Source organism: Arthrobacter pasteuri (genome assembly GCF_054510955.1).
The window spans coordinates 1777940-1790972 of record NZ_JBTNDO010000001.1 but is presented as its reverse complement, the minus strand read 5'-3'; the positions used below and the strand labels follow the sequence as shown (position 1 = coordinate 1790972).

Annotated in this window: 10 protein-coding genes; 7 read left to right on the top strand and 3 right to left on the bottom strand. The window is 69.2% G+C overall.

Going from position 1 to position 13033, the window contains the following annotated elements; genetic code table 11:
• Positions 1–20: 20 nt before the first annotated feature.
• From ACX80H_RS08460 to rhaI, 3 genes are read right to left on the bottom strand one after another with little or no spacing between them, the layout of a single operon-like run.
• On the bottom strand, positions 21–1481 hold the full coding sequence (locus tag ACX80H_RS08460; RefSeq protein WP_459312503.1) for a rhamnulokinase: 1461 nt from the start codon (positions 1479–1481) through the stop codon (positions 21–23).
• 1 nt (position 1482) lies between these two features.
• A complete protein-coding gene (locus tag ACX80H_RS08455; RefSeq protein ID WP_459312502.1) occupies positions 1483–3588 on the bottom strand; it encodes a bifunctional aldolase/short-chain dehydrogenase in 2106 nt (701 codons plus the stop codon).
• A gap of 2 nt (positions 3589–3590) precedes the next feature.
• Positions 3591–4757, bottom strand: coding sequence for an L-rhamnose isomerase (gene rhaI, locus ACX80H_RS08450; RefSeq protein ID WP_459312501.1), 1167 nt, complete (start codon positions 4755–4757; stop codon positions 3591–3593).
• Between the two features lie 218 nt (positions 4758–4975).
• Here rhaI and ACX80H_RS08445 point away from each other — a divergent pair, with 218 nt between their 5' ends.
• The 7 genes from ACX80H_RS08445 (at position 4976) to ACX80H_RS08415 (ending at position 12967) form a co-directional block, all read left to right on the top strand.
• Positions 4976–6007 (top strand): LacI family DNA-binding transcriptional regulator, encoded by a 1032-nt coding sequence (locus ACX80H_RS08445; protein WP_459313390.1) that lies wholly within the window; start codon positions 4976–4978, stop codon positions 6005–6007.
• Positions 6008–6134: 127 nt separating this feature from the next.
• Positions 6135–7688: a sugar ABC transporter ATP-binding protein gene (locus tag ACX80H_RS08440; protein ID WP_459312500.1), complete on the top strand. Its 1554-nt coding sequence runs from the start codon at positions 6135–6137 to the stop codon at positions 7686–7688.
• Positions 7685–8731 (top strand): ABC transporter permease, encoded by a 1047-nt coding sequence (locus tag ACX80H_RS08435; protein WP_459312499.1) that lies wholly within the window; start codon positions 7685–7687, stop codon positions 8729–8731. Before ACX80H_RS08440 ends, ACX80H_RS08435 begins: the two co-directional genes overlap by 4 nt.
• 76 nt (positions 8732–8807) lie before the next feature.
• Positions 8808–9908, top strand: a complete 1101-nt coding sequence (locus ACX80H_RS08430; protein WP_459312498.1) for an ABC transporter permease — start codon at positions 8808–8810, stop codon at positions 9906–9908.
• A 61-nt stretch (positions 9909–9969) separates the two neighbouring features.
• Positions 9970–11034 (top strand): rhamnose ABC transporter substrate-binding protein, encoded by a 1065-nt coding sequence (gene rhaS / locus ACX80H_RS08425; RefSeq protein ID WP_459312497.1) that lies wholly within the window; start codon positions 9970–9972, stop codon positions 11032–11034.
• A 95-nt stretch (positions 11035–11129) separates the two neighbouring features.
• Positions 11130–12596: an arabinose isomerase gene (locus ACX80H_RS08420; RefSeq protein WP_459312496.1), complete on the top strand. Its 1467-nt coding sequence runs from the start codon at positions 11130–11132 to the stop codon at positions 12594–12596.
• A 44-nt stretch (positions 12597–12640) separates the two neighbouring features.
• Entirely contained in the window at positions 12641–12967 is a 327-nt protein-coding gene (locus tag ACX80H_RS08415) for an L-rhamnose mutarotase (protein ID WP_459312495.1), read from the top strand.
• Positions 12968–13033: the final 66 nt, after the last annotated feature.

Genomic DNA, 13033 nt, shown 5'->3' with positions numbered 1-13033 from the left:
TGCGACCGCACGTAGCGGGGTCACCTCGCCGAGGACAGTGCCGCGTCCGCGGGTTCGTAGCGGACGGTCCGGGCCGCAGCCCGGGCCGCCGCCCGGATGCCGGCGAGACCCGGGCCGGCAGCCAGGAGGCCGGCGGCACGTGCCTGGACGAGGATGTTGCCGAGCGCGGTCGCTTCCACGGGGCCCGCGAGGACGGGCAGGCCTGTCCGGTCCGCGGTCAGCTGGCACAGCAGCGCGTTCTGCGACCCTCCACCGACCACGTGGATGACGTCGATGCGGTGACCGGACAGCCGGGCGGCGTCGTGCAGGGTGCGGGCATAGGCATCGGCAAGACTGTCCAGGATGCATCGGACCACCGCTTCCCGCGAGAACGGTGCGGCATGCCCTGCAGCTTCGGCTGCCCGGCGGATCCGTCCCGGCATCCCGTCCGGGGCGAGGAAGTCGTTGCTGTCCGCGTCGATGGTCGGCCCGCCGGCAGGTAGCGCCGCGGCGGCTGCGAGCAGCCCGGCGAGGTCCGGCTCGGGCCCTTCGATGCCCCACTCCCGCAGACATTCCTGCAGGAGCCAGAGGCCACCCGTGTTGCGGAGGTAGCGGATGGTCCCGTCCACGCCGCGCTCGTTGGTGAAATTCGCCTCGCGGCTCTCGTCCGTGAGGATCGGCGCGTCGAGTTCGACACCGACCAGCGACCAGGTGCCGGACGAGATGTAGGCGAAGTGGGGCGATTCGGCCGGGACGGCGGCGACGGCCGACGCGGTGTCGTGGGAACCGACGGCGACGACGGCGGTGGACCCGGGAAGTCCCGTTGCCGCGGCGACGGCGGGCAGCAGCCGGCCGACCACCGCGCCCGGTTCCACGAGCGGAGGGAAGAGGTCGGGTGCCAGCCCGAGCGGGGCGAACAGGTCCTCCGCCCACGTGCCCGTCCCGGCGTCGAGCAACCCTGTGGTGGACGCATTGGTGGCCTCGGTGCGGCGCACGCCGGTCAGCCGGTAGGCGAGCAGGTCCGGGATGAGCAGTGCCTGCACCCCGGCCAGCGACCGCTCCGCCGCCAGCTGGTACAGCGTGTTGAAGGGCAGGAACTGCAGCCCGGTGCGCGCGTACAGCCGTTCCGGCGGCAGGGCGGCGTGCACGACGCCGATGGTCGCGTCGGTGCGGGCGTCGCGGTAGCTGAACGGCAGGTGCCGGAGCGTGCCGGAGCCGTCGATCAGCCCGTAGTCCACCGCCCAGGTGTCGATCCCGACGCTCGTGACAGTGTCCCCGGCCCGCGCCGCCGTGGCCGCGGCGGTCGCCAGTCCGGCGACCACCTCGGCGAACAGTGCCTCGACGTCCCAGCGCAGGGCGCCCCCGAGGAACTGCGCACCGTTGGGGAAGCGGTGCACCGTCACCAGTTCGGGACCGTCGTCCGTCAGCTTCCCGAGGATCACGCGTCCGGAGGATGCCCCGATGTCGACGGCGGCGAAGACTGCTCCAGAACCGACGCCCATGTCAGCGCAGGAACGCCGCGGCGACGCCCGCGTCCACGGGGATGTGCAGGCCCGTGGTGTGCGAGAGTTCGGCGGACGTCAGGACGGCGACGGCGTTCGCGACGTTCTCCGGGAGCACCTCGCGCTTGAGCAGGGTGCGCTGTGCGTAGTACTCGCCCAGCTTCTCCTCCTCCACGCCGTAGACGGCGGCCCGTTTGGCGCCCCAGCCGCCGGCGAAGATGCCGGAACCGCGGACGACGCCGTCGGGGTTGATGCCGTTGACGCGGACGCCGTATTCGCCCAGTTCCGCAGCGAGCAGGCGTACCTGGTGTGCCTGGTCGGCCTTGGTGGCGCTGTAGGCGATGTTGTTGGGGCCCGCGAATACCGAGTTCTTGGAGGAGATGTAGATGATGTCCCCGCCCATGTCCTGCTCGATCAGGACCTTCGCCGCGGCCTGCGACATGAGGAAGGAACCCTTGGCCATGACGTTGTGCTGCAGGTCCCAGTCCTTCTCGGTGGTCTCGAGGAGGGGCTTGGAGATGGACAGGCCCGCGTTGTTCACCACGAGGTCCAGTCCGCCGAAGGCCAGCACGGCCGCCTTCACGGCCTCCTGCACCTGGGCCGGGTCGGTGACGTCCGCCTGCACGCCGATGGCGACGTCGGGGCCACCGAGCTCCTCCGCCACCGCGCCGGCACTGTCGATGTTGAGGTCCGCGATGACCACGCAGGCGCCGTCTGCGGCGAGCCGCGTCGCGATGGCCTTGCCGATGCCCGACGCCGCTCCCGTCACGAGGGCGATGCGCCCGGCGTGGGACTTCGGCTTCGGCATCCGCGCGAGCTTGGCCTCCTCGAGGGCCCAGTACTCGATGCGGAACTTCTCGCTCTCCTCGATGGGGGAGTAGGTCGAGATGGCCTCGGCGCCGCGCATCACGTTGATCGCGTTCAGGTAGAACTCACCGGCGACGCGGGCGGTCTGCTTGTTCGCCCCGAAGGAGAACATGCCCACGCCGGGTACCAGCACGATCGCCGGGTCCGCGCCGCGCATGGCGGGGGACTCGCCCGTGGCGTGGCGGTCGTAGTACGCGGCGTAGTCCGTGCGGTACTCGGCGTGCAGTTCGCGCAGGCGCAGCAGGCAGCTCTCGATGTCGGCGTCCGCCGGGAGGTCGAGGATGAGCGGCTTGACCTTGGTGCGCAGGAAGTGGTCCGGGCAGCTCGTCCCGAGCGCTCCGAGGCGCGGGTGCGCGGAGGAGGCCAGGAAGTCGAGGACGCGGGGGTCGTCGGTGAAGTGACCTACCTGCGCCTTGTCCGTGGAGGCGAGCCCGCGGATGGTCGGGGCGAGGGCCGCGGCCTTGGCCCGGCGCTCCTGCTCGGGCAGTGCCGCGTAGCCCTCGAGTGCGGGACCGAAGGGCTCGGCCTTGCCGTGCTCGGCGATGTAGCGTTCGGCCGTCTCGATGATCTCCAGCGAGTTCGCCTCGGCCTCGGCGGAGGTGTCGCCCCACGCGGTGATGCCGTGCCCGCCGAGGATCGTGCCGATGGCCTGCGGATTGGCCTCCTTGATGGCGGCGATGTCGAGTCCGAGCTGGAAACCGGGCCGGCGCCAGGGCACCCAGACGACCTTCCGGCCGAAGATCGTGGCGGTCAGCGCCTCGCCGTCCGCGGCCGTCGCGATCGCGATGCCCGAGTCGGGGTGCAGGTGGTCGACGTGCGCGGCATCGACGAGCCCGTGCATCGCCGTATCGATGGACGGCGCCGCACCGCCCTTGCCGTGCAGGGTGTAGTCGAAGGCCGCGACCATCTCGTCCTCGCGCTCCACCCCCGGGTAGACGGAGCGGAGCGCCTTCATGCGGTCCAGGCGCAGGACGGCGAGGCCGGACTCCTTCAGGGTCCCGAGGTCACCACCGGAGCCCTTGACCCAGAGCAGTTCCACGTCCTCGCCGGTGGCCGGGTCGAAGCCGGTGCCCTTCGCCGAGGTGTTGCCGCCGGCGTAGTTCGTGTTGCGCTTGTCGGCGCCGAGCCGGTTGGAGCGCCCGATGAGGTCCTGCACGGTCTGATTGACCGTCGGGTTCGTCGGGTTCGTGGTGGTGCTGGTCGCGGGCCCTGTCGTCGTCGTGTTTCCTGCCGTGGTCATGCTCATGCTCCCCATCCGGCCTGCTGGCCGCCCTGTCGTTCGCTGTTGATCCGGTCCTGGTAGTCGCTGGCCCGGTACTCGGCCAGCGGATCCGCAGGGAGGCCCTTCGACTCACGCCAGGCGGCGAGGCCCGGGCGGACGTCGGTGTAGAAGGCGTCCATCAGGATGGCGTTGGCGCTCAGCACGTCGCCGGACTCCTGCGCCGCGGTCAGCGCGGCACGGTCGATGAGCAGGGCCCGGGCCGTCATCTCCTGCACATTCAGCACGGAGCGGATCTGGCCGGGGATCTTCTCCTCCAGGTTGTGGCACTGGTCGAGCATGAGCGCGATGCCGCTGGACGGGTCGAGGCCGCCGCCGCGGACCACCTCGGCCATGATCCGGAAGAGCTGGAACGGATCCGCGGCACCGACGATGAGGTCGTCGTCCGCGTAGAAGCGCGAGTTGAAGTCGAAGGAGCCGAGCTTCCCGAGCCGGATCAGCTGCGCCACGATGAACTCGATGTTCGTGCCGGGTGCATGGTGTCCGGTGTCGAGGCAGACGAGTGCCTTCTCGCCGAGCTGCAGGCAGTGGGCGTACGAGGTGCCCCAGTCGGGGACGTCCGTGTGGTAGAACGCCGGCTCGAAGAACTTGTACTCGAGGACCAGCCGCTGGTCCTCGCCGAGGCGGTCGTAGACCTTCCGGAGGGAGTCCTGCAGCCAGTCCTGGCGGGACCGCATGTCAGCCTGGCCCGGGTAGTTGGAGCCGTCCGCGAGCCAGATCTTCAGGTCCCGTGACCCGGTGACGTTCATGACCTCGATGCACTCGTACATGTGGTCGATGGCCTTGTTCCGCACCGCGGCGTCGCTGTGCGTCAGGCTGCCGAACTTGTAGTCGTCGTCCTGGAACGTGTTGCTGTTGATGGTGCCGAGCTTCATGCCGTGCTCACCCGCGAAGGACGCGAGGTTCCCGTAGTCGTCCACCTTGTCCCACGGGATGTGGAGGGCCACGCTGGGAGCGAGGCCGGTGAGCTTGTTGACCATGGCCGCGTCCGCGATCTTCTCCTCGACCGTGCGGGGGGTGCCGGGGGTCGCGAAGACCTTGAAGCGTGTTCCGGAATTTCCGTAGGCCCAGGAGGGCACCTCGATGGCGAGCTGATCCAGCTCTGCGGCGATGTCGTCGATGACAGTCATGTACTCTCTCCAGCGTGGTGGCGACCGGGTGCTTCCACTCCGGGCGGGGATTTCTCAGCGGACTTCCTGTGTCCCGGCGGACCCAGGAGGAGGGCGCAGAACTGGTGCGCCTTTGAATCGTTTCATTGGCACGTTTCAAAGTTATCCTTGCAGAAGACCGAGTGTCAACAGTCCTGCCGACGGCCCGCCCGGCGCCGGACACGAGCTTCGAGGTACCGATGGACAGCCGACCAGTCAGCATCAAGGACGTTGCGGACCGGGCGGGTGTGGCGATAGGCACGGTGTCCAACGTGCTGAACCACCCCGCACGCGTCTCCGCCGCCACCAGGGAGCGCGTGCAGGGTGCGATCGACGCGCTCGGCTTCGTCCGCAACGATGCGGCCCGGCAACTTCGGGCGGGCCAGAGCCGCACGATCGGCCTGATCGTGCTCGACGTCGGCAACCCGTTCTTCTCCTCCCTGGCCAGGGCTGCCGAGGACTGCGCCGCCGAGAACGGCAGTACCGTGGTGCTCGGGGACAGTGGCCAGGACGCTGAACGCGAAGCGAGGTACATCGACGTCTTCGAGCAGCAGCGTGTGCAGGGCATGCTGATCTCGCCCGTCGGGGACGTGGGGCCGCGCGTCGAGGCGCTGCGCAAGCGTGGCATGCCCGTGGTGCTGGTCGACCGCGTCGACCCGCAGCGCCGCGCCAGCTCCGTGTCCGTGGACGATGTCGCCGGCGGCTACATGGCCGTGAGGCATCTTCTCGAGGCAGGGCGCCGGCGGATCGTCTTCGTCGGGACCCGGGCGGACTACCGCCAGGTGGCGGACCGCCTGGCGGGTGCACGGCAGGCGGTCGACGAACACGACGGCGCCGTGCTGGAGGTGGTCGAGGCTGATGCCATGACCGTCCTCGCGGGCAGGGACGTGGGGGAGTCGATTGCGCAGCGTCGGCCGGGCGCCCTCCCCGACGGGATCTTCTGTGCCAACGACCTCCTCGCGATCGGTGTCATGCAGGCGGTCCTGCTGATCCGGGGCCTCCGGATCCCCGAGGACCTGGCCCTCATCGGCTATGACGACATCGATTTCTCCGCTTCGGCCGTGGTGCCCCTGACGAGTGTCCGCAAGCCGACCGAACTCATGGGACGCACCGCCGTCGAGCTCCTCCTCGAGGAGATCGAGGGTCCGGCCTCGCGGCGGCGGCAGGTCATCTTCGACCCGGAGCTCGTGGAGCGCGGCAGTACGACGGCGCCGATCCGCGCCGTCGGCTAGGGACTTTCCCTGCTCCGGCAGCCGAGGTAACAACTCGATCTCGGTCTGTTGACGGTGATGGAGGTCACGCCTAGTATTCGGAATGGATCGTAGCTCTGAAACGATTCATTTCTCCGGAGGAGTTGCAGTGACGCACTTTGATGGTCGTGGCAGTGAGGCCGCCGACCCGGCCATACCGGCAAGGACCCCCGTGCTGGCCCTGCGGGGGGCCCTGAAGACGTTCGGCCCGGTCGTCGCCCTCGCGGACGGCACCATCGACCTCGCTGCCGGCGAGATCCACGCCCTGGTGGGGGAGAACGGCGCGGGGAAATCCACGCTGGTGAAGATCCTCGCCGGCGTGCACCAGCCCGACGCCGGTGAATTCCTCGTCGCAGGGCAGCCCGTCAGCTTCCGCAACGTCGCCGACAGCAAGGCCGCCGGCATCTCGGTCATCTACCAGGAGCCCACGCTCTTCCCGGACCTCACGGTCGCCGAGAACATCTTCATCGGCCGCCAGCCCAAGGGCCGGTTCGGCCTCATCAGCCGCGTGGAGATGCGCCGCCGGGCCAAGGAGCTCTTCGACCAGCTCGGCGTCCCCATCGATCCCGACCGCGTCGCGGAAGGACTGTCGATCGCCGACCAGCAGATCATCGAGATCGCCAAGGCCATCTCGCTGGACGCCCGCGTCCTGGTGATGGACGAACCCACCGCCGCCCTCAGCGGCGTCGAGGTGGACCGCCTGTTCGCCGTCGCCCGCCGCCTGCGCGATGCCGGCAGCGGTATCCTCTTCATCTCCCACCGCTTCGACGAGGTCTTCGGCCTGTGCGACCGCATCACCGTCATGCGCGACGGCACCTACATCGCCACCCACGAGACGGGCGCGACGTCGGTCGAGGCGATCGTCCGCGAGATGGTGGGCCGGGACATCGACGCCCTGTTCCCCAAGAGCGAGACCGACGTCGGCGACGTCGTCCTGAAGGTGAGCGGACTGACGCGGCCCGGCGTCTTCCACGACATCGACTTCGAGGTGCGGGCAGGCGAGATCGTCGCGCTCTCCGGGCTCGTGGGCGCCGGCCGCACCGAGGTCGCGCGCGCCGTCTTCGGCATCGACCGCTACGAGTCGGGCACCGTCGAGATGTTCGGGCAGCGGCTGCGCGGGAAGGACCCCCGGGCGGCGATCGGGGCCGGCATCGGCTTCGTCCCCGAGGACCGCCGCAAGCAGGGCCTCGTCATGGAGCTCTCCGTGGAACGCAACGCGGCTTTGACCCTGCGGCATTCACTTGCGAGGTTCGGACTCATCAGCGGGAAAGCCGAGCGCGAGGCAGCCCAGACCTGGGGCAAGCGGCTGCAGGTGAAGGCGGGCTCGCCCGAGCACGCCGTCTCCACCCTGTCGGGCGGCAACCAGCAGAAGGTGGTCCTCGCGAAGTGGCTCGCCACGGACCCCAAGCTCCTCATCATCGACGAGCCCACGCGCGGCATCGACGTCGGCACCAAGAGCGAGGTACACCGCCTGATCTCCGAACTCGCCGGGCGGGGGATCGCGATCCTGATGATCTCCTCCGAGCTGCCCGAGGTGCTCGGCATGGCCGACCGCGTCCTGGTCATGCGCGAGGGCCGGATCACAGGCCGGCTGGACCGCTCGGAAGCCACGGCCGAAACCGTCATGCATGCCGCAACCGCATCCCTGGAGACATCGCGATGAGCCTCGACAGCAAGAGTGCGCCCCCCGCACATACCCCGTCCGAGCACGCACGGCCCTCGGTGTTCGCGTCCCTTCTGAAGTTCCGCGAACTCCCCGTGATCTTCGCGCTCGTGGTGCTGGTCGCGGTGACGTGGGCGCTCAATCCGCTGTTCCTCAGCGAGCAGGGCATCAAGGACCTGCTGCTGAACGCGACCATCCTCATGATCCTCGCCGTCGGCCAAACCCTCGTGATCATCACGCGGAACATCGACCTCTCCGTGGGTTCGATCCTCGGACTCGTGGCGTTCGGGACGGGCAGCATCTTCGTGGCCGCGCCGGACCTGCCGATCGTCGCGGTGTTCGTGCTGGGCATGCTCTTCGGCGCGGCCCTCGGGGCCCTCAACGGCCTGCTCATCACCATCGCGAAGGTTCCGGCCCTCGTCATCACGCTCGGGACCCTCTACATCTTCCGCGGCATCAGCAACGCCTGGGCCGGCGGAACGCAGTACTTCGCCGGGGATCGGCCCGAGGCCTTCGGCAACCTCTCCGTCGACACGGTCCTGGGGTTCCCGGTCATCACGCTGATCGCGGTGGTCGTCGTCGCAATCGTCGCCGTGTACATGCTCGGCACCCGCCCGGGACGCGACCTGTACGCCATCGGGTCCGAGCCCGATGCCGCCCGGCTGTTCGGCATCCCCGTCCAGCGCCGGGTCCTGCTCGCCTTCGTGGTGAACGGGCTCCTGGCCGGGCTCGCTGGGGTGCTGTACGCCAGCCGCTTCAACTCGGTGGGCGCGACGACGGGGTCGGGTCTCGAGCTCGACGTCGTCGCGGCCGCGGTGGTGGGCGGCGTCGCGATCTTCGGCGGCAGCGGCACGGTCTTCGGGGCCGCCGTGGGCGCCCTGCTCCTGACCACCATCACGAGTGCCCTGACGGCGCTGCGCGTCGACAAGTTCTGGCAGCAGGCCATCGTGGGCATCCTCATCCTCGCCGCCGTCGTCATCGACCGCATCGCCAGCGTGCGGTCCGCCAGGAAACTCCGGATCGCGGAGGCCCGCAATGTCTGATCCCTCAGGCGCCCCGACCATCCTCCCGCCCGAAGGGCACCGGCCGGACAACGGCTCCCCAGCGAAAGGCAGGCACATGGCAGGAACACCTGGAAGCACCAGGCCGGGAGCCGAGAAACGCCCGAAGCAGGCACGACCGGGCGCGGGCAAGGCCGACACCTCGAAGGTGCTGGCCGTACCCAAGGGCCGCACGGGTGCCGCGCGGATCCTGCTCGGGCGCGATGCGGTCATGATCTACGTGCTGCTCGTCGTCGTGATCTACGCGAGCATCGTGATCCCGCGGTTCGCCTCCCCGGTCACGGTCGGGTTCCTCCTCCTCGACGTGATCCCCACCCTGCTCATCGCACTGCCGATGACGCTCGTCATCATCTCGGGGGAGATCGACCTTTCGGTCGCCAGCATCGCGGGCCTCACGAGCGCCCTCATGGGAGTCCTCTGGCAGGGAGGCATGGACATCGGCCTCGTCCTGGTGATCTGCGTGCTGGCCGGCCTCGTCGCCGGCGCCTTCAACGGGGTGCTCATCGCCTACCTCGGCCTACCGTCCCTCGCCGTCACCATCGGCACACTGGCGCTCTTCCGGGGCCTCGCCCTCGTGGTCATCGGCGACAACGCGGTGGCGAACTTCCCGCCGGGCCTCACCGCCTTCTTCACGTCGAAGATCGGCGGAACAGGCATCCCCACGGTCATGGTCGGCGTCGTCCTGCTCATCATCGCCTTCGCCGTCGTCCTGCACTTCACCCCGTTCGGCCGCGGGCTCTTCGCCCTCGGCTACAGCAAGGAAGCGGCGACGTTCGTCGGCATCGACGTCGCCCGCTCCAAGTTCCTGCTGTACCTGGCCACCGGGACCGTGTCCGCGCTCGCCGGCATCTACTGGACCCTCCGCTACTCCAGTGCCCGCAGCGACAACGCGAGCGGACTCGAACTCGCCGTCATCGCGGCGGTGCTGCTCGGGGGCGTCTCGATCTTCGGCGGCAAGGGCTCCATCCCGGGTGTCCTCGCCGGGGTGCTGCTGATCGGCACCATCAACTACGCCCTCAAACTGGACCGCGTCTCCGAAGTGGTCCTCATCATCGTGACGGGCTCGCTGCTCATCATCTCGGTGGTGGCGCCGAACATCGCGTCCGCCATTCGGCAGGCCCGCCACTCCCGGCGTGTCCGCACTGCTCCACTTCCCTAGGCCGTCCTCCTAGGGTCGCACCCGGCGCCGGGTCCCCAGCGCCCATCGAAAGGAAGAAACAATGAGGTTCATCCATTCCGGATCCACCGGACGACGGGCAGCATTCGCAGCCCTCGCAACCAGCGCAGCCCTGGTCCTCAGTGCCTGTGGCGGCGGTGCGGCCACCGAAGGCGGCGGCAGCGAGTCCGGCAGCGGCTCCGAGGGCGACCAGACCATCACCTTCATCCCCAAGCAGCTCAACAACCCCTACACCGACGTGGTGCTGGGCGGCGGCGAGGACGGTGCGAAGGAAGCAGGGTTCGCCTCCTCGGAGGTCGTCGGGCCGCTGGACGCCAGCGCCTCGAGCCAGGTGTCCTTCATCAATGCCGAGACCCAGCGCGGCACCAACGTGATCGTCATCGCCGCGAACGACCCCGACGCCGTCGGGCCCGCCCTCGAGGAAGCCCGCGCCGCGGGTGCGAAGATCGTGGCGTTCGACTCGGACACCAACCCCGACTACCGCGACCTCTTCGTCAGCCAGGTCAACGCCAAGGACGTGGCCCTGATCCAGCTCGAGCTGATCTCGGAGCAGATCGGCGGAGAGGGCGAGATCGCCATCCTCTCGGCCACGGCCAACGCCACCAACCAGAACGAGTGGATCAAGTTCATGGAGGAGGAACTGGAGTCCAACCCGGACTACGCGAACATCGAGCTCGTGGCGAAGGTGTACGGCGACGACGACGACACGAAGTCCTTCCAGGAAGCACAGGGACTCCTGCAGGCCTACCCGGACCTGAAGGGCATCATCTCGCCCACCACGGTCGGCATCGCAGCCACCGCCCGCTACCTCTCCACTTCGGAGTACAAGGGCAAGGTCGCCCTCACGGGCCTGGGCCTGCCGAACGAGATGCGCCCGTTCGTCAAGGACGGCACCGTCACCGAGTTCGCGCTCTGGGATCCGGCACAGCTCGGATACGTCGCGGCGTTCGCCGGCAAGGCACTGGCCGACGGCGACATCACCGGCGAGACCGGCGACACCTTCGAAGCCGGGGAACTCGGCGAGCGTGAGATCGGCGAGGGCGGGATCGTCCTGGTCGGTCCGCCCACGCAGTTCAACGCGGACAACATCGACGACTACGACTTCTAGTCGTTCCAGGGATGGGGCGCCCTCGGGCGCCCCATCCCTTCCCCTTTCTCCCGCTTCTTCCCTCCGTCGTCGCACTCGTCGTTCCAGGAGCATCCATGACCACCGATCCTCCCGCCGGGCCTGCCCCGCTGGCCCTGTCCGCCCAGCTCGAGCCGATCCGCCGCCGGCCCACGCGCCTCGGACTCGTCTCGGGCGGCCTCGGCGCGTACTGGCCCCAGTTCCCCGACCTCCTTCCGCAACTGCAGGAGTCGGCCCGCTATGTGACGGAACGGTTCAACCGGCTCGACGCCGAGGTGACCGACGTCGGCTTCGTCTCCGATGCCCGCGAGGCGGCCTCCGCGGCGGAGGAGCTCCGCCGCGCGGACTGTGACCTGATCGTCATCTTCCTGACCACGTACCTGACGTCCTCGATGGTGCTGCCGATCGCCCAGCGGTCGCAGACGCCGGTCCTCGTGATCGACCTCCAACCCACGGAGGCCATGGACCACGCGAACTTCGACACCGGCAAATGGCTCGCCTACTGCGGCCAGTGCCCGGTGCCCGAGGTGGCCAACGTCTTCCAGCGGGCCGGCATCCCCTTCCGATCGGTGTCCGGGCACCTGAAGCAGGAATCGGCCTGGGAGCGCATCAACCAGTGGGTCCACGCGGCGGGGGTCCGCGGAAGGCTACGGCACGCCCGCCACGGCCTCATGGGCCATGTGTACCCGGGCATGCTCGACGTCTCCACGGATCTCACCACGGTGTCGACGACGTTCGGCTCGCACGTCGAGGTCCTCGAATTCGACGACCTGCGCGAGTTCGTGGGCGAGGTGACGGAGGAGCAGGTGCGCGAGCGCGTGGCCCTCGCCCGGAGCCTCTTCACCGTGGACGCCTCGGTGAACTACGAGGACTTCGCCTGGGGCGCCAGGGTCTCCGTCGGGCTCGACCGCCTCGTGAGGGAGTTCGACCTCGACTCCCTCGCCTACTACCACCGGGGGCTCGCGGGGGAGCAGCATGAGCGCCTCGGGGCGGGCATGATCCTCGGCGCCTCGATCCTCACCGCGCGCGGCGTGCCGATGGCCGGCGAGTACGAGCTACGGACGTCGATCGCCATGCTGGCTGCGCAGGCCATGGGAGCGGGCGGCTCCTTCACCGAGATCCAGGCACTGAACTTCTTCGACAACGTGGTGGAGATGGGCCACGACGGTCCGGCCCACCTCGCCGTCAGCGCCGCCGACCCGCTGCTGCGCGGCCTCGGGGTGTATCACGGCAAGCGCGGCTGGGGCGTCTCGGTCGAGTTCGACGTGCGGCACGGACCGGTCACGACCTTCGGCATCGGGCAGGACCCGGACGGCTCCTACGTCTTCATCACGTCCGAGGGGACCGTGGTTCCCGGTCCGCTGCTGGCCATCGGCAACACGACGTCCCGTGTGGACTTCGGGGGAGACCCCGGCCTGTGGGTGGACGCCTGGAGCCAGACCGGCATCGGCCACCACTGGGCGCTCTGTGTGGGACACCGTGCCGCGGACGTGAAGGCGGCTGCGTCGCTCCTCGGCGTCGAACATCGCCACGTCAGCCTCTGATACCACCCTCCGACGTCCCCCCCCTCCGAAAGGAACGACAATCGATGGAACGCGTGTGCTTCCAGCTGCAGGTCCGGCCCGAGCGAATCCCCGAGTACCGCGAGCGCCACGCCGCGATCTGGCCGGACATGGCGCGGGCGCTCAAGGAGACGGGATGGAACAACTACTCGCTGTTTCTGCGTCCGGACGGCCTGCTGATCGGCTACGTGGAGTGCGAGGACTTCGCCGCCTCCCAGGCAGCCATGGCCGGGACCGAGGTCAATGCGCGGTGGCAGGCGGACATGGCGCCGTTCTTCGTGGCGCTCGAGGGCCGGCCCGACGAGGGTTTCCTGCGGCTCGAGGAGGTCTTCCACCTCGAGGACCAGCTGTAGGGGTCAGAGCCGGTCCGGCAGGTGCCGGGCGAGGCGCAGCAGGCTGAATGCAAGCGCCCCCGCAAC